The organism is Streptomyces lavendulae subsp. lavendulae (assembly GCF_002803845.1).
Taxonomy (GTDB): domain Bacteria; phylum Actinomycetota; class Actinomycetes; order Streptomycetales; family Streptomycetaceae; genus Streptomyces; species Streptomyces lavendulae.
The window spans coordinates 4,451,657-4,468,755 of the sequence record NZ_CP024985.1; the positions used below are offsets into that span (position 1 = coordinate 4,451,657).

Here is a 17,099-nt window from a genome sequence, read left to right on the forward strand (position 1 = left end):
GGCAGCGGGTGGAGGTGCGCCGGATCGAGCTCGGGCCGGGCGAAACGTACACCCTGCGGCTGCCCGGCCGGGGGGCCCGCGGCTACGTGTGGACCTGGCAGGTGACGGGGGACGAGGACGCCGTCACGGTCAGGGTGGCGGACGCCGGGCCGGGCGCGGGGCGCGGGGCCCTGCCCGGGGAGGCCGTCGAGCGGGCGTACACCCTGCGGGCCCGCCGGCCCGGGGCCCGGGCCCGGATCCGGTTCGCGCAGATCAGGCCGCCGTACCCGCAGGAGGCCCCGTACGACGAGATCCTGCTGGACGTCGAGGTCCGCGACGAGGCGTGAGCGGTGGGCGGTGGGCGGTCGGCGGTGGGCGGTGGACTCGGGCCTTGGGCCTTGGGCCTTGGGCCGTCCGGATGATGGACGTACGGCCGCACGCATCCATGATGTATCTATCCTGTGCGCATGCCTCCAGCCTCCCCGGCCTCGCCCGCCTCCCCGCCCGCCGCCGACCGCGTCTACCGCCACGTCAAGCAGGGCGTCCTGGACCGCCGCTACGAGGGCGGGGTGCTGCTCACCGAGGGGGAGCTCGCCGAGGCCGTCGGCGTCTCCCGCACGCCCGTGCGCGAGGCGCTGCTGCGGCTGGAGACCGAGGGGCTGCTGAAGCTGTACCCGAAGAAGGGCGCCCTGGTGCTGCCGGTCTCCGCGCAGGAGATCGCCGACGTCATCGAAACCCGGCTGCTGGTCGAGGAGTTCACCGTCCGCCGGGCCGTGCCCGCCCCGCCCGCCCTGCTGGAGCGGCTCGCGGAACTGGTCGAGGAGCAGCGCCGGCACGCCGCCGCGGGGGACCTGCCCGCGCTGATGGCCGCCGACCGGGGCTTCCACGCCGAGATCGTCCGGCACGCCGGCAACCAGATCCTGTCCCGGCTCTACGACCAGCTCCGCGACCGTCAGCTGCGGATGGGCGTGGCCCTGCTGCACGCGCACCCCGACCGGGTGGAGCTGACCCTCGCCGAGCACTCCGAGATCCTGGACGCCCTGCGCGCGGGCGACGCCGACACCGCCGCGGCCGCCGTACGCGGGCACGTCGGGCGGGTCGAGGCGCTGGTGCGGGGAGCCGGACGGTGAGCGCGGCGCCCCTGGACCCGCCGGGCGGGCGCAAGGCCGTCGCCGTCTGGTCGATCGGCGTCGCCGTCTACTTCGTCGCCGTCATCTTCCGCACCAGCCTCGGCGTCGCCGGCCTGGACGCCGCCGACCGCTTCCACGTCAACGCCTCCGCGCTGGCCACCTTCTCCCTCCTCCAGCTGCTGGTCTACGCCGGCATGCAGATACCCGTCGGCCTGATGGTGGACCGGCTCGGCACCAAGAAGGTCCTCACCCTGGGGGCCGTCCTCTTCACCGCCGGACAGGTCGGCTTCGCGCTGTCCCCGTCCTACGGGACGGCCCTGGCCGCCCGCGCCCTGCTGGGCTGCGGCGACGCCATGACCTTCATCTCCGTCCTGCGCCTGGGCACCCGCTGGTTCCCCGCCCGGCGCGGGCCGCTGATGGCGCAGCTGGCCGGGCTGGTGGGGATGGCGGGCAACCTCGTCTCCACCCTCGTGCTCGCGCCCGTCCTGCACGGCCTCGGCTGGGTGCCGGCCTTCGCGGGCAGCGCGGTCGCCGGGCTCGTGGTGCTGGTGCCGCTGGTGCTGTTCCTGCGCGACCACCCCGAGGGGTACGGGCCCGCCGCCCCGGCCAGGGGCGCGGTCGGATCCGGCGGCTCGGGGGACTCCGGGGGCTCCGGCGGTTCCGGGGGTTTCGTGCGGCGGCAGATCGCCGACTCGTGGCGGGAGCCCGGCACGAAGCTCGGGCTGTGGGTGCACTTCACCACCCAGTTCCCGGCGATGGTGTTCCTGCTGCTGTGGGGGATGCCGTTCCTCGTCGAGGCACAGGGGCTGTCCCGGACCACCGCGGGCGGACTGCTGACCCTGGTGGTCGCCTCCAACATGGGCTTCGGACTGCTCTACGGCCAGATCGTCGGCCGCCGCCAGTCCTCCCGGATCCCGCTGGCCCTGGCCACCGTGGCGACCACCGCCACGCTGTGGGGCGCCGTCCTCCTCTACCCGGGGGACCGGGCGCCGATGTGGCTGCTCGTCACCCTGTGCGTTGTCCTCGGCACCTGCGGGCCCGCCTCGATGATCGGCTTCGACTTCGCCCGGCCCGCCAACCCGCCCGAGCGCCAGGGCACCGCGTCCGGGATCACCAACATGGGCGGTTTCCTCGCCTCGATGACCACCCTGCTCGCGGTGGGCGTCCTGCTCGACGCCACCGGCGAGGACTACCGGATCGCCTTCTCCTCGGTGTTCGTCCTCCAGGTCCTCGGCGTGTCCCGGATCCTGAGCCTGCGTGGCCGCGCCCTGGCCCGCGAACGGGACCGCCGGGGACCCGCCCCGGTGGCCTCCCACGACGACCCGGCGCCCGCCCCGGCCACGGCCTGAGGGCCGCCGGGAGCCTCGGGGCGCACGGCCGAGCGCCCTACGGAGTCACCGCGAAGGCCGCCAGGATCGCCTCGCCCAGCTCCGCGTCGCCCTCCACCTTCACCCGGTCGGCGACCGCGCGCGGCCGCACCCGGCCGGCGGCGAGCCGTACGTAGGTCTCCCAGTCCATGGCCAGCGTCACGGCCGGGCCCAGCGAGGGCGTCTTCTCCACGGTGGCCCGGCCCGACGGGTCCACCCGTACGGTCCGCATGAACTCCAGCGCCCCGTGCACGTCCAGCACCACGGCCGAGCCGGGGGGCGCGCCCGCCCCCTTCGCGACCACCTTCGCCAGCCCGGCCAGCAGGAGGTCCTGCGCCACGTACGCGCCCGGCGAGTCCCAGTTGCCGGGCACGCCCAGGGCGCTGCGCAGGTCCTGCTCGTGGATCCACACGTCGAACGCCCGCAGCCGCAGCGCGTGCTCCAGGGTCACCTGGTCACCGAGCGGCCCCCGCACCATCGTGGCCGGATCCCGCTTCTCGTTGCGCAGCTGGCGCTGGCGCCGGATGACCGTGTACTCCAGCTCCGAGGTCATCTCCGGCGCGGTGTGGTGGCGCCGGACGTCAACCTGCACCTCCATGTACCGGGTGAACTCGTCCACCACATGGCGCAGGTCGCGCGGCAGCGTGTGGATCGGCCGCGGGTCCCCGAGCTGCTCGCACTCGATGCCGATGACGTGGGACACGACGTCGCGGACGGACCAGCCGGGGCAGGGGGTCGCCCGGTTCCAGTCGGACTCGGGCAGCGGGCGCACCAGCTCGGATATCGCCTCGATGGAATGCGTCCACGCGTCGGCATAGGGCTCAAGGCTGGGATGGACGGTCAACGGGACCCCTCGCGTGCAGTTTCAGTGGCGCGTTGTGGACTATGCCCAAAACTACGCTGCCGATGAGCACCCCGGCAGTGCTTTCGTGTGACGATCGTAGGCCCGAGTTGACGGCCGACAGGCCAGGACGGTGGTAGTGTGCGCGCCTCGCTGATCCAAATCGCGGTGAATGAGGGGGAGTCGGTGGCTTCCCGGCGGTCGAGGGCCGCCGAACTGGTACGGGAGCAGAGCGGCTCCGACCTCGTGGTGCTGCCCGAACTGTGGACGGTCGGGGCCTTCGCCTACGAGCAGTTCGAGACCGAGGCGGAGCCGCTGGACGGCCCGACGTACGAGGCGATGTCCAAGGCGGCCCGGGACGCCGGGGTCTGGCTGCACGCCGGCTCGGTCGTCGAGCGCGCGGGCGACGGCTCGCTCTACAACACCGCGCTCGTGCTGTCCCCGGCGGGCGAGCTCGCCGCGACCTACCGCAAGATCCACCGCTTCGGCTTCGACCAGGGCGAGGCGGTGCTGATGTCGCCCGGGGACTCGCTGACCACGGTGACCCTGCCGGAGCAGACCCTGGGCCTGGCCACCTGCTACGACTTGCGCTTCCCGGAGCTGTTCCGGGGCCTGGTCGACGCGGGCGCCACGACCATGGTGGTCTCGGCGGGCTGGCCGGCCCGCCGCCGCGCCCACTGGACCCTGCTCAACCGGGCGCGGGCCGTCGAGGACCAGTCGTACGTACTCGCCTGCGCGCTGGCCGGCACCCACGCGGGCGTCGAACAGTCGGGGCACAGCCTGGTCGTGGACCCCTGGGGCGAGGTGCTGGCGGAGGCGGGACCGGGCGAGGACGTGCTCACCGTCGACCTGGACCCGCGGAAGGTGGCCGAGACCCGGGAGCAGTTCCCGGCGCTGAAGGACCGGGTCCTGGGCCTGCACACCCCCGGCGGAGCACCCGCCGGCAGCTCATGATCCTCCGCGGGCGGGGCACAAGGCCCGTATGACCCCTTCCGCGACCCCTTCCGCGACCCCTCCCGCGACCCCTCCGGACGAATCCGCCGTCGAGGCCGTGGCCGAGCCGCACGAGCCCGGCCCCGGCGAGCGCGCGGCCCGCGACCGGGTCCGGGCCGAGGCCGCGGGCATGACCCACCCCGGCGCGCGGGAGGCCCTGGAGGCCGCCCGCGCGGCCGGGGCGGACCCGGCCGTCGTGGCGGAGTGGCAGCGCATCGAGGAACACCTCGTGGACCACGGCGGTCCCTACTCCCCGGCCTCCGACCCCTACGTCCAGGGCCAGCTCACCGCCCGCTCCCACCACGACGCGCCGCGGACGCCCCAGCCGGCCCGGAACGCGGCCCTCACCCTTCCGGCTCCGGGCCCTCCCGCTCCTTTTCGGCCATCCTGATCACGCACACGGCGACCGCGATGAGCAGCGCCGGGTCCGCGTCCTCCCGGACCACGTCGACCGCGTAGGTCTCGCGGATCCGGTACCACTGGCGGGAGACCAGCGCGAGCAGCTCGCCGTCGTACTCGACCTTGAACTCGCGGTCCAGGATCCGCCCGCTGACGTCGAGTTCCGTGCCGTCGGCCAGGGTCACCAGGAAGTGGTTGCGCAGCAGGGAGAGCCGCTTGCGGCGGATCACCGCGAGCCGCAGCTCGTCCCGCTCCAGGGTCATCGCGTCGCGCAGCGAGAACAGCTTCGCCCGCAGGGTGATCAGGATCCGGCCGTCACGGTCCTTCAGCTCCAGGGTGTCCCGGAAGCGCAGCGCCTTCCCGTCGACGAGGAAGGCGTGCCGGCCGTCCTCGTCCTCGATCCAGTAGTCGTCCCCGATGGCCAGCAGTTTGTCCCGTACGAGGTATTTCATGCGCTGATCGTTGCCCGCGATAGGTTGCCGCCATGCCTCTCCTCTACGTGACCGACCTGGCCTACCCGGCGCGCGGCCGCCGCTACGGCGACGAGGACATATTCCTCACCGCCCGGCTGCGCGAGCACTTCCCGCTGGCCCTGTGCCACCCGCTGGACGCCGCGGCCCTGATGCCCGGCTTCGACGCCGTGATCGTCCGCAACAGCGGCCCGGTCCTGCACTACCAGCAGGCCTACGACGCCTTCCGCGCCACCGCGCTCGCCACCGGCACCCGGGTCTACAACCCGCTCACCGGCCGCGGCGACATGGCCGGCAAGCAGTACCTCCTCGACCTGACCGCCGCCGGGTACCCGGTGATCCCCACCGTCGACGACCCGGCCGACCTGCACCTGCTGCCGCGCGTGTCCTCGTACGCGGTCAAACCCAAGCAGGGCGCCGACTCCATCGGCCTCACCTTCACCGCCGAGCCGTCCGGACCGGCGGGGGAGATCCTGATCCAGCCGCGGATCGACTTCGCCTACGAGGTGTCCTTCTACTTCGTCGACGACGCCTTCCAGTACGCCCTGTACGCCCCCGACCCGGAGCGCCGCTGGGAGCTCACCGTCTACGAGCCCACCCCCGCCGACCTGGAGTTCGCCCGCCGCTTCGTCGACTGGAACACCCTCGCGCACGGCATCCAGAGGGTGGACGCCTGCCGGGCCCCCTCCGGCGAACTGCTCCTCGTCGAACTGGAGGACCTCAACCCCTACCTGTCGCTGGAGCTGCTCCCGGAGCCGGTCCGGGAGTCCTTCGTCACGGCGCTGGCCGGCTCGCTGCGCTCGTTCCTCGCCACCGCCTGAGCAGCAGCCGCCGCCCCGGGACCTCCACCCAGGTGTGCAGGGCCCAGGCGAGGGCCAGGGACACCGAGAAGGCGGCGGCCAGCACCAGCAGGCCGCCGTCCCACAGGGGCAGCTTCGGGTGGCCGCCGAAGAGGTGCTCGCCGGTCCGGATCACCAGGATGTGGACCATGTAGAAGGCGAAGGAGACCTCGCCCAGCTTGACGCTCAGCCGGCCCCGCCAGGGCGAGGGCTCGCCCTTCAGGTCGGCCTGCGCGGCGGCGGCGATCAGGCAGGTGAAGCCGACGACGGTGCAGGCGACGGAGCGGAAGGCGTAGTCGGCCTGGTAGTTCAGGAAGTAGCCGCCCATGGCCAGCGCGAGGGAGGCCGTCAGCCCCGGGCCGCACCAGCGGCCGGAGCGTACGAGTTCGGCCACGGCGATGCCGAGGACGAACTCGGGGAGCCGCACGAGCGGGAAGAAGTCCCGGGCCCAGACCGTGCCGTCGGGCACGCCGCCCAGGTCCCAGACGGTCGGGATCGCGACCACGGTGGCGAGCGCGAGCCCGGCGACCACCCAGGCGGAACGCGGGCCGAGGCGGCGCAGAGGCCAGAGCAGCAGCGGGAAGCAGAGGTAGAAGAACGCCTCGCAGGCGAGGGACCAGCTGACCGGGTTCAGGCCCTGGAAGTAGGGGATCTCCAGCACCCAGGACTGCACGAGCGCCAGGTTCGCGGCGAGCGGCCGCAGCCCCTGCTCCGTGTCCGGCGCGAAGACCACGGCCATGACCAGCGCGAACCCGGCGGTGACCAGGTGCAGCGGGTACACGCGGGCGAACCGGCGCCGGTAGAACGTCAGGATCCGCCGGCCGGTGGGGGCCGTGGCGGAGGACCAGGCGAGGACGAAGCCGGAGAGGACGAAGAAGAACGACACCCCGCTGTTGCCGGCGCCGAAGGCGAAGGTGATCGCGTCCTGGGCGCGTCCGCCGAAGTACTCCACGATGTGCACGTGGTAGAGGAACACCATCAGCGCGGCGGTCCACCGCAGCCCGGTGAGCGAGGGCAGGGACACGGGCACGGCCCGCTCCCGTTCGGCCACCCGCCCCTCTGGACCGGTTCCGGATATAAGTTCTGTCGTCGCCACGGCCCGAAAAGCTAGCACGCACACCAGTTCCGGTTGGGCGCGTCAGCGGCCCATTACCGTGGGTAGCGAGCAGGGTCTACGGCCCGCTGGTGTCGATTTCGATCCCGAACGGCTCCGGCAGCCGCACCGGCGTCCCGAACGCGTGCGGGCGGTCGACCCCGGTGCACCCGAGCCGGCCGGGCAGGGTCTGGTCGGGCAGGGTCTCGTCGGGCAACAGCGCCCCACCCGTCGGCTCGGTTCGTGCTCCATGGCCGCTCTCATTCCTCGATCCCCGCGGTCCCCGTCTTCTCCGAGTTCCCCGACGGGTTGGGCGGCAGCACGTGCTCGACCTTGAAGTCGCCGCTCTCGACGGTCTCGTACGGCGCGGCGCTCAGGCACTTCGGCACGTCCATCGTGGGGATGGAGCCCACGGCCCAGCTGTAGCCGACCCGGTCCTTCTTCCCGTCGCCCTTCCCGTCGTAGACGGTGAAGCCGACGCGCTTGCCGATCGCGCCGGGCAGATCGGAGCCGGTGATGACGCCGGTGGCGGTCGCGACCGGACCGCCGGTCAGCAGGCAGTCGATACGGCCTTCGGCGTACGCGCCGTGCGTGCCGTCGGCGGTGTAGTGGCTGAGCCGGAAGGTGCCGCGCGAGGTGCCGGCCGGGGCGCCCGGCTCGTCGGGCTCGGCCGGTGCGAAGCCGTGTGCGTCGAAGGCGAAGCGGACCTGCTGGCCGTCCGCGCGGAACATCTTGGCGGAGCCGGTGAGGCTCGACTCCTTCGGCGCCTTCCGCGCCTCGTCCGAGACCGGAGCGGAAGGCGCCGAAGCGGAAGCGGAAACGGCGAGGCCGCCGATGACGGCCAGTGCGGCGATGCCGACGACGGACGTACGGAGGGTGGTGCTGCGCAACATGACGAACTCCCCTGCTCCGGCGGCCGGTCGGGCCGCTCTTCGGTGTGGCACCAGCCTCCGCCGCCGGCCCGGTCCGCGGCCATCGGCCGATGGGGAGATCCGCTCCGGGGCCCGGCAGCCCCTCTATGCCGTTCGGCAGAGGCCCCGGACCCCGCCGGCCCCTAAGGTCGTGGGCGTGAAGACCAGGGACCGTGCCGTCGTCGCTGCCGTGACCGTCGCCTGCTGCGTCGCCGCGGTCTTCCTGGGCGTACGGCCGGTGCCTTCGCTCGCGGCCGTCGCGGTCGCCCTCGCCGCCTTCGGCTGCCGGCCGCGGTCGCACGAGTGGACCGGGGCCGCCACCGGCGCCGCCGGCCTGCTGCTCCTGGTGGCCACGTTCGCCTGGCCCGGACGCGGAACGACCGAAGGGTCGGTGTGGCACCTGGTCGCCGTGGGAGCGGTACTGCTGCTGCTGACGGCGGCGGTGCGCCGCTCGCCCCGGCGCCGGCTCCTGGCGGGCGGCGGGCTCGGCGCCGCGGCCGTCGCCGTATGGACCGTCCCGCTCGTACCGGACTCCTCCTTCTTCGAGTACCTGGGCGTGATCGCCTTCTGGTCGGTGCCGATCGCCGGCGCGGTCGTCGTCGGCGGCTATCCCCGGCTGATGGAGGACCGCCGCAGACAGGCGGTCCTTGCCGCGCGCCGCGCCCAGCAGCTCGAACTCGCCCACGATCTGCACGACTTCGTAGCCCACGACGTCAGCGGCATCGTCGTGCAGGCCCAGGCCGCCCGGTTCGTGGCCCAGCACGATCCGGCGGCGGCGATCCAGGCACTGGAGCGGATCGAGCGGGCCGGACTCGCGGCACTGGCCTCGATCGACCGTACGGTCCGGATGCTGCGCACGTCCGACCGGAACACCGACGGCACCGACGGCACCGACGGCGACGGCGACGGCGGCGACGGCGGCGACCCGACCGTGGCCCGTACGGTCCTCCCCGGCACCGGCGAACTCGCCGAAGTCGTCGAGCGGTTCGGCGAAACCGGAGACGTCCGGGCCCGACTCGACCTGGCCCCGGGCGTCACCGAAGCCCTCTCCCGCGAAGGGGCCGCCACGGTCCACCGGGTGGTGGTGGAGGCGCTCACCAACGTCCGCCGGCACGCGCCGGGAGCGGCCGGCGTACGGGTCGTGCTCAGCACGGACGGTACGAACGTCGAGGTCAGCGTCACCGACGACGGTGGCCGCGGCCGCTCCGCGCACCTGCCCGGGCTCCCCCGCCTCGAACGGGGAACCGGGGGCGGCGGCGGACTGCTCGCGCTGGCCGAACGCGTCCGCGCCTTCGGCGGCACCTTCGCCTCGGGGCCGTACCGGGACGGCTGGCGCGTGACCGCGGTCCTCCCCGCCACCGGCCCGCACGCCACGGCATCATGACCCCGTGACCACCCGCATCCTGATAGCCGACGACCAGGAAGACGTGCGCAACGGCTTCCGGCTCATCCTCGACTCGCAGCCCGACATGACCGTCGTCGGGGAGGCCGCCGACGGTGCGGAGGCGGTCGAGCTCGCCCGTACGCTGCGGCCCGACGTCGTCATCGCCGACATCCGGATGCCGCGCCTGGACGGCCTGGAGGTGACCCGGCTGCTGGCGGGCCCGACCGCCGAACACCCCGTCCGCGTCGTCGTCGTCACGACCTTCGACCTCGACGACTACGTGCACACCGCACTGCGCAACGGGGCCTGCGGCTTCCTGCTGAAGCGGTCGGGTCCCAACCTGCTGATCGAGGGCGTACGGGCGGCGATGGCCGGGGACACCCTGATCGGTCCGCAGCTCACGGTCCGGCTGCTGCGCAGCCTCTCCGCCCCGCAGCCCCGACCGGCTCCGGAGCCGCCGGCCGCCGCCGCCGACCCCCTGACCGCGCGGGAGCGGGAGATCGCCCTGCTCGTCGCACGCGGACTGACCAACGCCGAGGTCGGCGCCGAGCTGTTCATCTCGCCGGGCACCGCCAAGACCCACGTCGCCAACATCCAGGCGAAGCTGGCGGTGCGCAACCGGGTGGGCATCGCCGCATGGGCCTGGGAGACCGGCCTGGCGGGCAAGGCCTGAGCAGCCGGTTCGCAGCGGCGTGATCCCGTGTTCACGGGCGGATGGCAAGCTTGAAGGATGAACGATGCTGCCCCGGCGCCCACCCCTGCGCCCGCGCCCCGCCGACGTGCCCGAGTCCGTGCCCCCGAGCTGATCGGCAAGGGCGGCTGGCTCAATACCGGAGGCACCTCCTACACCCTCGCTGACCTGCGGGGACGGATCGTGATTCTCGATTTTTGGACCTTCTGCTGCATCAACTGCCTGCACGTCCTCGACGAGCTGCGCGAGCTGGAGGAGAAGCACCGCGACACCGTCGTGATCATCGGGGTGCACTCGCCGAAGTTCGTGCACGAGGCCGACCACGCGGCCGTCGTCGATGCCGTCGAGCGGTACGAGGTGCATCACCCCGTGCTCGACGACCCCGAGCTCGCGACCTGGAAGCAGTACGCCGTGCGGGCCTGGCCGACGCTGGTGGTGATCGACCCCGAGGGGTACGTCGTCGCGCAGCACGCCGGTGAGGGGCACGCGCACGCCATCGCGCGGCTCGTCGAGGAGCTGGAGGCCGAGCACGAGGCCAAGGGGACCCTGCGGCGCGGTGACGGGCCCTACGTGGCGCCCGAGCCCGTCGCGACCGACCTGCGGTTCCCCGGCAAGGCGGTGCTGCTGGCGAACGGGAACCTGCTCGTGTCGGACTCGACGCGGCACCAGCTGGTGGAGCTGGCCCCGGACGGGGAGAGCGTCGTGCGCCGGATCGGCAGTGGGGAGCGGGGCTTCGGGCCCGACGCCTTCAGCGAGCCGCAGGGGCTCGCGCTGCTGCCCGACGGCCGGGTCGTGGTCGCCGACACCGTCAACCACGCGCTGCGGGTGTTCGACCCCGCCACGGGCGCCGTCGAGACCGTCGCCGGGACCGGGCGGCAGTGGTGGCAGGGGTCACCGACCTCCGGGCCGGCCCTGGAGGTGGACCTGTCCTCCCCCTGGGACGTGGCCTGGTGGCAGGGCCGGGTGTGGATCGCCATGGCCGGCGTGCACCAGCTGTGGACCTGGGACCCCGAGGCGGGGACGGTCCGGGTGGCCGCCGGGACCACCAACGAGGGGCTCGTCGACGGCCCCGCCGCCGAGGCCTGGTTCGCGCAGCCGTCCGGGCTGTCGGCCGCCGGGGACCGGCTGTGGATCGCCGACTCCGAGACCAGCTCCCTGCGCTACGCGGAGCCCGACGGCGAGGGCGGGTACGCGATCCGGTCCGCCGTCGGCACCGGGCTGTTCGACTTCGGCCACCGCGACGGCGACGCCGCCCAGGCCCTGCTCCAGCACCCTCTCGGGGTGACCGCCCTGCCGGACGGCTCGGTCGCGGTCTGCGACACGTACAACCATGCGCTGAGGCGGTTCGACCCGGCCACCGGGCAGGTGACCACCCTCGCCACCGACCTGCGCGAGCCCAGCGACGCCGTCCTCGTCGGCGAGGACATCGTGGTCGTGGAGTCCGCCCGGCACCGGCTGACCCGGCTGCGGCTGCCCGAGGAGGCCGTACGGGTCGACGCGGTCGCCCACCGCACGCAGCGGGCCGCCACCGAGGTCGCCCCGGGCACGCTCCGCCTCGACGTGGTCTTCCAGGCCCCGGCCGGGCAGAAGCTGGACACCCGTTACGGCCCCTCCACCCGGCTGCTGGTCTCCTCGACCCCGCCGGAACTCCTCGCGGAGGGGGAGGGCCCCGGCTCGGACCTGTTCCGCGAGCTCGTGCTGAACCCGGAGGTCACCGAGGGCGTCCTGCACGTGTCGGCGATGGCCGCCTCCTGCGACGACGACCCGGCCAACGAGTACCCGGCCTGCCACGTCCACCAGCAGGACTGGGGCGTGCCCGTCCGGGTGGTCGCGGACGGCGCCGTGCGTCTCCCGCTCGTCCTCGCCGGTCTGGACGCCTGAGCGCGGACCGGTGGGCGGTGACCGGCGCGCACACGGCGCGCCGGTCACCGGCCGGTCGGCCGAACGGTCAGCCCTCCAGGAAGGCCAGCAGGGCGTTGGCGAGGAGGAACGGGTCGTCCGCGCCGCACAGTTCGCGGGCGGAGTGCATCGAGAGGATCGCGACGCCGATGTCGACCGTCTGGATGCCGTGGCGGGCGGCGGTGATCGGGCCGATGGTGGTGCCGCACGGCATGGAGTTGTTGGAGACGAACGTCTGCCACGGCACGCCGGCCCGCTCGCAGGCGGCCGCGAACACGGCCCGGCCGCTGCCGTCCGTCGCGTACCGCTGGTTGACGTTGACCTTCAGGATCGGGCCGCCGTTGGCGCGCGGGTGGTGCGAAGGGTCGTGGCGCTCCGAGTAGTTGGGGTGTACGGCGTGCCCGGTGTCGGAGGAGAGGCAGATCGTGCCGGCGAAGGCGCGGGCCCGGTCCTCGTAGGAGCCGCCGCGGGCGAAGACAGAACGTTCCAGCACGTTGCCCAGCAGGGGGCCGTCGGCGCCGGTGTCGGACTGCGAGCCGTTCTCCTCGTGGTCGAACGCCGCCAGCACCGGGATGTGGTCCAGTGCGCCGCCCGCCGAGACGGCGGCCAGCGCGGCGACGCCCGCGTGCACCGATAGCAGGTTGTCCATGCGGGGACCGGCGAGCAGTTCGCGGTCGCGGCCCAGGTAGGCGGGCGGCTCGATGGAGTGGACCATCAGGTCCCAGCCGGCCACGGAGCCCTGCGGCAGGCCCTCTTCCTCCTCCAGGAAGGCGATCAGGTCGCCCTCGCGGGCGTCGCCGAGGCCCCAGATCGGCTGCATGTGCCGCTGCTTGTCGAGCTTGAGGCCGTCGGTGTTCACCGACCGGTCGAGGTGCACGGCGAGTTGGGGGACGCGCAGCAGCGCGCGGTCCACGTTGACGAGCCGCTCGGTGCCGTCCCGCAGGGACAGGCGCCCGGCCAGGCCCAGGTCCCGGTCCAGCCAGGTGTTGAGCAGGGTGCCCCCGTAGATCTCCACGGCGACCTGCCGCCAGCCCTGCGAGCCGGTGTCCGGTACCGGCTTGACCCGCAGGTTGGGGGAGTCGGTGTGCGCGCCGATGATCCGGAAGGGGGTGTGCGCGGACGCGCCCTCGGGCACGTACCAGGCGATGAGCGCGCCGCCGCGGAGGACGAACCGGCCTCCCGTGCCCGAGTCCCAGGCGTCCTGCTCCGACAACTGCCTGAAGCCTGCCTTCTCCAGCCGCTCCGCCGCGTTGGCGACGGCGTGGTACGGCGACGGACTGGCCGTCAGAAAGGTCATCAGGTCGTCGGTGTGGCCGCGGTCGAAGCGGGCGGGAGAGCTCATGTGGTTCACCTTAACGACGGTCGTGTTCGCCATGGCCGGACTGCGGCGGATAGCCGGAGGGTCGGGGGCCGGGGGTCGGTCGCCCCGCTGCCCCGTCGCTCTCAGCCCGGTGGCCGCTCGAATCTGCGCTGCAACTGCCGACGCTCGCCCCGGCGGATGCGCGGGAGCATCTCGGGGGTCTGCGGCGGGCGCTGCGCGCGTCTCTTGCGCCCGGCGCAGAAGATACAGGCCTCACCGGGAGGGGCATCGGGGTCGATGGGCGCGCCGGGGTGTTCGGAGCACCCGGAGGCGTTGCGCGGCCGGGACAGTTCGCGGGCGACGATGAAGGCGCGGTGCAGGTCGTCGGCGATGCGGACGAAGTCCTGGTCGGGGGAGCCGAGGGTGAGGTGGAAGCGCTGCTCGTCGATGGTGCGCAGGTACCGGCGGAGCACGTCGAGGGTGTACGGGGGCTCGGGCACCGGGTAGCCGAGGCGGCGCTGCTCGCCCGCGGGGGCGGGGCCGGCCTGGCGGCCGCCCTGGAGGCGCCGGCCGAGGCGGCGGCGGTCGTTGCAGATCAGGCAGCGGCCCCAGCCTTCGGGGGCCTCGGGGTCGAGGGCGCCGTTGGGGTGCTCGGGACAGCCGGTGTAGCTCTTGGCGGGGGCGAGTCCGGCGGCCGTCTGGAAGGCGACGTAGAGGGCGTCGGCGACGGGGTCGTACTCGGCGGGGTGCGCGCCGTCGTAGAGCTCGGTGATCCGGTCGCCGAGGGCGCCGACATTGGCCTGGAGCTCCTTGAGGGCGTACGGCCGCCCGGTGGGGACGGAATACCCCCTGCTGCTGTGCTGCTCCTGCGGACTCATGTCTACGAGCGTCCCATGAACGACCGACAACGGGGAAAGCCGCCGGTGACGGGGGTGACGGGCAGGGTACGGGGTCCGGGTGCGGCGCCCGTCACGGGGTCCGGGTACGCCAGCGGCCGGGCCCCCGTGCGGGAGGGCCCGGCCACTGCGCGTCCACCGTGTGCGCCGTCCGCCGGGGCGGCGCGGGTCGTGGTCTAGAAGGCGGCCTCGTCGAGCTCCATGAGGGAGTTGTCGACGGCCTCGGCCAGCGCGCGCTGGACGGAGACGCCCGGCAGGACCTGGCCGGCGAAGAACTTCGCGGCGGCGATCTTGCCGGTGTAGAAGGCCACGTCCTTGGCGGAGGCGCCGGCCAGCTTCTCGGCGGCCACGGCGGCGCCCTTGAGGAGCAGGTAGCCGACGACCACGTCACCGGACGCCATCAGCAGGCGGGTGGTGTTCTGGCCGACCTTGTAGATGTTCTTGACGTCCTCGCCGGTGGCGGTGAGGTCGACGATCATCTGGCCGACGATGGCCTCCAGGTCCACGGCGGCCTTGGCGAGGGCGTCGCGGGCGGGGGCCAGGTCGTCGCCGCCGGGGCCCTCGGCGAGGAACTTCTTGATCGTCTCGGACAGGATGTTCAGCGAGGCGCCCTGGTCGCGGACGATCTTGCGGAAGAAGAAGTCCTGGCCCTGGATCGCCGTGGTGCCCTCGTACAGGGTGTCGATCTTGGCGTCGCGGATGTACTGCTCGATCGGGTATTCCTGGAGGTAACCGGAACCACCGAAGGTCTGCAGCGACTGGGCGAGCTGCTCGTAGGACTTCTCCGAGCCGTAGCCCTTGACGATCGGCAGGAGCAGGTCGTTCAGGCCGATCTCGGCGGAGGCGTCCTCGCCCGCGGCCTGCTTGAGCTGGATCGCGTCCTGGACGGAGGCGGTGTACAGCACGAGGGCGCGCATGCCCTCGGCGTAGGCCTTCTGCGTCATGAGCGAGCGGCGCACGTCGGGGTGGTGCGTGATGGTGACCTTGGGCGCGGTCTTGTCCATGAAGTTGGCCAGGTCCGGGCCCTGCACGCGCTCCTTGGCGTACTCCAGCGCGTTGAGGTAGCCGGTGGAGAGGGTGGCGATGGCCTTCGTGCCGACCATCATCCGGGCGAACTCGATGATCATGAACATCTGGCGGATGCCGTCGTGCTTGTCACCGATCAGCCAGCCCTTGGCGGGGTGCTGGTCGCCGAAGGTCATCTCGCACGTGTTGGAGGCCTTGAGGCCCATCTTGTGCTCGACGTTCGTCGCGTAGACGCCGTTGCGCTCGCCCAGCTCGCCGGTCTCCCAGTCGAAGTGGAACTTCGGGACGAGGAAGAGGGACAGGCCCTTGGTGCCCGGACCGTGGCCCTCGGGGCGGGCGAGGACGTAGTGGAGGATGTTCTCCTCCATGTCGTGCTCACCGGACGTGATGAAGCGCTTGACGCCCTCGATGTGCCAGGAGCCGTCCTCCTGCTGGACGGCCTTGGTGCGGCCGGCGCCGACGTCCGAGCCGGCGTCCGGCTCGGTGAGCACCATGGTGGAGCCCCAGCGCTTCTCGACGGCTATCTGCGCGACCTTCTTCTGCGCCTCGTTGCCCTCTTCGAAGAGGATGCCGGCGAACGCCGGGCCGGAGGAGTACATCCAGATGGCCGGGTTCGAGCCGAGCAGCAGCTCCGCGTACGCCCAGATGAGGGAACGCGGCGAGGTGGTGCCGCCGATCTCCTCGGGCAGGCCCAGGCGCCAGTACTCGGACTCCATGAAGGCTTCGTAGCTCTTCTTGAAGGTGGCCGGGACCGGCGCGGTGTTGGTGGCCGGGTCGAAGACCGGCGGGTTGCGGTCGGCGTCCGCGAAGGACTCGGCCAGCTCGTTCTCCGCGAGGCGGGTCAGCTCGGCCAGGATGCTCTTGGCGGTCTCGGTGTCCATCTCCTCGAAGGGACCGGTGCCGTACAGCTTGTCGCGGCCGAGCACCTCGAAGAGGTTGAACTCGATGTCGCGGAGATTCGACTTGTAGTGCCCCATGGCGACGGCTCCGTTAAGGCTCGGGGAGACAGATTCCTCGTACATACCAATCGGTAACGTCATGATGCTACCCGTCGGTAATAAGGCGCAACCCTTCACCGAAGACTGTGACCAGCGTCAAGCCAGGGACGCTGGAGCGGCGCCGGGGCACCGGCCCGGCGGCGCCGGGGCGTCAGGCCGCGGCCGCCGGGGGCTCCGGGAAGGCCAGGCGCGGCGAGCCGCCCGCCCACCAGACGCCGATCACGAAGGCGGCTGTGGCCTCCACGTACCCCGCCCGGTCCAGCCCGCCCGCGGGCATCGGGCTCCACCCCATCCCGGTGATCAGCTCCTCGACCCGCCCCGCCGCCACCGGGTCGTCCGCGCAGAACGGCACCGCCGGGGCGGCGCCGTCCTGGGTGACCGGGAGCCGGTCCCACATGCTCACGTGGGCCAGGTTGAAGGCCTTCACCACGTGCGCGCCGGGCGCCGCGGCCGCGATGAGCCCCGCGACGCTCTCCCCGGCGCCGGTCGTGAGCATCACCCCGCCGGGTCCCGGGGCGAGCGCGTTCGTGCAGTCCACGACGGTCCGCCCGGCCAGCGCCGCCGCGTGCTCCCGGGCCAGTTCCGGGGCCGCCCCGGCCGGTACGGCCAGCAGGGCCACCTCCCCGTACGCCGCCGCCCCGGCCGGCGTCCCGTGCCCGGCCGCCCCGATCCGCCCTGCGAGCGCCGCCGCGGCCGCCGTGTCCCGGCCGCCCACGAACACCTCGTGCCCGGCCCGCGCCCAGGCGCCGCCCAGGGCCGCCGCCATTCCTCCCGTACCCATGACACCGATCCGCACGGTCCACCCCTCTCCTCGTCGAGTGGCCGACGCTACGGAGGCCGACGCACACCGCCCGGTGTCCATCGCCCGGGGCAGGATGGCCGC

At 73.1% G+C, this 17,099-nt stretch carries 18 protein-coding genes; 9 read left to right on the forward strand and 9 right to left on the reverse strand.

Features of this window, described 5'->3' with window-relative positions:
* Positions 1 to 8 precede the first annotated feature (8 nt).
* The 3 genes from SLAV_RS19520 to SLAV_RS19530 all read left to right on the forward strand — a co-directional run bounded on the left by SLAV_RS19520 (position 9) and on the right by SLAV_RS19530 (position 2,458).
* Positions 9 to 326 carry a protease inhibitor I42 family protein gene (locus tag SLAV_RS19520; RefSeq protein ID WP_030225028.1) on the forward strand — a complete coding sequence of 106 codons (318 nt, stop codon included), beginning with the start codon at positions 9 to 11 and terminating at the stop codon, positions 324 to 326.
* A gap of 120 nt (positions 327 to 446) precedes the next feature.
* The gene (locus SLAV_RS19525) at positions 447 to 1,109 is read left to right on the forward strand and encodes a GntR family transcriptional regulator (RefSeq protein WP_030225026.1); all 663 of its coding nucleotides are present in this window, start codon (positions 447 to 449) and stop codon (positions 1,107 to 1,109) included.
* On the forward strand, positions 1,106 to 2,458 hold the full coding sequence (locus tag SLAV_RS19530) for an MFS transporter (RefSeq protein WP_051840222.1): 1,353 nt from the start codon (positions 1,106 to 1,108) through the stop codon (positions 2,456 to 2,458). Before SLAV_RS19525 ends, SLAV_RS19530 begins: the two co-directional genes overlap by 4 nt.
* 37 nt (positions 2,459 to 2,495) lie before the next feature.
* Here the strand turns inward: SLAV_RS19530 and SLAV_RS19535 are convergent, their stop codons facing one another.
* Positions 2,496 to 3,320 (reverse strand): maleylpyruvate isomerase family mycothiol-dependent enzyme, encoded by an 825-nt coding sequence (locus tag SLAV_RS19535; protein ID WP_030225022.1) that lies wholly within the window; start codon positions 3,318 to 3,320, stop codon positions 2,496 to 2,498.
* Between the two features lie 138 nt (positions 3,321 to 3,458).
* On the opposite strand from SLAV_RS19535, the gene SLAV_RS19540 reads away from it, so the two are divergent.
* Together SLAV_RS19540 and SLAV_RS19545 are read left to right on the forward strand one after the other, a co-directional pair.
* Positions 3,459 to 4,271: a carbon-nitrogen family hydrolase gene (locus SLAV_RS19540; RefSeq protein ID WP_030225020.1), complete on the forward strand. Its 813-nt coding sequence runs from the start codon at positions 3,459 to 3,461 to the stop codon at positions 4,269 to 4,271.
* 28 nt (positions 4,272 to 4,299) lie between these two features.
* A complete protein-coding gene (locus SLAV_RS19545) occupies positions 4,300 to 4,701 on the forward strand; it encodes a hypothetical protein (RefSeq protein WP_037686153.1) in 402 nt (133 codons plus the stop codon).
* Here SLAV_RS19545 and SLAV_RS19550 read toward each other — a convergent pair.
* Positions 4,655 to 5,161, reverse strand: coding sequence for an LURP-one-related/scramblase family protein (locus SLAV_RS19550; RefSeq protein ID WP_030225018.1), 507 nt, complete (start codon positions 5,159 to 5,161; stop codon positions 4,655 to 4,657). The two genes, SLAV_RS19545 and SLAV_RS19550, sit on opposite strands and share 47 nt — an antisense overlap.
* 32 nt (positions 5,162 to 5,193) lie before the next feature.
* On the opposite strand from SLAV_RS19550, the gene SLAV_RS19555 reads away from it, so the two are divergent.
* Positions 5,194 to 6,000, forward strand: a complete 807-nt coding sequence (locus tag SLAV_RS19555; protein ID WP_030225017.1) for an ATP-grasp domain-containing protein — start codon at positions 5,194 to 5,196, stop codon at positions 5,998 to 6,000.
* On the opposite strand, the gene SLAV_RS19560 is transcribed toward SLAV_RS19555, so the two are convergent.
* The 3 genes from SLAV_RS19560 to SLAV_RS19570 form a co-directional block, all read right to left on the reverse strand.
* Positions 5,954 to 7,048: an acyltransferase family protein gene (locus tag SLAV_RS19560; RefSeq protein WP_158740440.1), complete on the reverse strand. Its 1,095-nt coding sequence runs from the start codon at positions 7,046 to 7,048 to the stop codon at positions 5,954 to 5,956. The two genes, SLAV_RS19555 and SLAV_RS19560, sit on opposite strands and share 47 nt — an antisense overlap.
* 142 nt (positions 7,049 to 7,190) lie before the next feature.
* Complete coding sequence (locus SLAV_RS19565) at positions 7,191 to 7,328, reverse strand: hypothetical protein (protein WP_394298610.1); 138 nt, start codon at positions 7,326 to 7,328, stop codon at positions 7,191 to 7,193.
* Positions 7,329 to 7,371: 43 nt separating this feature from the next.
* A complete protein-coding gene (locus SLAV_RS19570; protein WP_051840220.1) occupies positions 7,372 to 8,004 on the reverse strand; it encodes a hypothetical protein in 633 nt (210 codons plus the stop codon).
* A gap of 175 nt (positions 8,005 to 8,179) precedes the next feature.
* Between SLAV_RS19570 and SLAV_RS19575 the strand changes: the two genes are divergently transcribed.
* The 3 genes from SLAV_RS19575 to SLAV_RS19585 are packed head-to-tail and all read left to right on the forward strand — an operon-like array spanning position 8,180 to position 11,978.
* Positions 8,180 to 9,406, forward strand: a complete 1,227-nt coding sequence (locus SLAV_RS19575) for a sensor histidine kinase (RefSeq protein WP_051840218.1) — start codon at positions 8,180 to 8,182, stop codon at positions 9,404 to 9,406.
* Positions 9,407 to 9,410: 4 nt separating this feature from the next.
* Positions 9,411 to 10,079: a response regulator transcription factor gene (locus SLAV_RS19580; RefSeq protein WP_030225009.1), complete on the forward strand. Its 669-nt coding sequence runs from the start codon at positions 9,411 to 9,413 to the stop codon at positions 10,077 to 10,079.
* Between the two features lie 57 nt (positions 10,080 to 10,136).
* Positions 10,137 to 11,978, forward strand: coding sequence for an NHL domain-containing thioredoxin family protein (locus SLAV_RS19585; protein WP_030225007.1), 1,842 nt, complete (start codon positions 10,137 to 10,139; stop codon positions 11,976 to 11,978).
* A 67-nt stretch (positions 11,979 to 12,045) separates the two neighbouring features.
* Here the strand turns inward: SLAV_RS19585 and SLAV_RS19590 are convergent, their stop codons facing one another.
* The 4 genes from SLAV_RS19590 to SLAV_RS19605 all read right to left on the reverse strand — a co-directional run bounded on the left by SLAV_RS19590 (position 12,046) and on the right by SLAV_RS19605 (position 16,997).
* Complete coding sequence (locus tag SLAV_RS19590) at positions 12,046 to 13,338, reverse strand: M18 family aminopeptidase (protein ID WP_030225005.1); 1,293 nt, start codon at positions 13,336 to 13,338, stop codon at positions 12,046 to 12,048.
* Between the two features lie 101 nt (positions 13,339 to 13,439).
* Complete coding sequence (locus SLAV_RS19595; RefSeq protein ID WP_030225004.1) at positions 13,440 to 14,174, reverse strand: hypothetical protein; 735 nt, start codon at positions 14,172 to 14,174, stop codon at positions 13,440 to 13,442.
* 194 nt (positions 14,175 to 14,368) lie between these two features.
* Positions 14,369 to 16,195, reverse strand: a complete 1,827-nt coding sequence (locus tag SLAV_RS19600; protein ID WP_030225002.1) for an acyl-CoA dehydrogenase — start codon at positions 16,193 to 16,195, stop codon at positions 14,369 to 14,371.
* Positions 16,196 to 16,367: 172 nt separating this feature from the next.
* Positions 16,368 to 16,997 carry an NADPH-dependent F420 reductase gene (locus SLAV_RS19605; protein ID WP_234333372.1) on the reverse strand — a complete coding sequence of 210 codons (630 nt, stop codon included), beginning with the start codon at positions 16,995 to 16,997 and terminating at the stop codon, positions 16,368 to 16,370.
* Between the last annotated feature and the right edge of the window lie 102 nt (positions 16,998 to 17,099).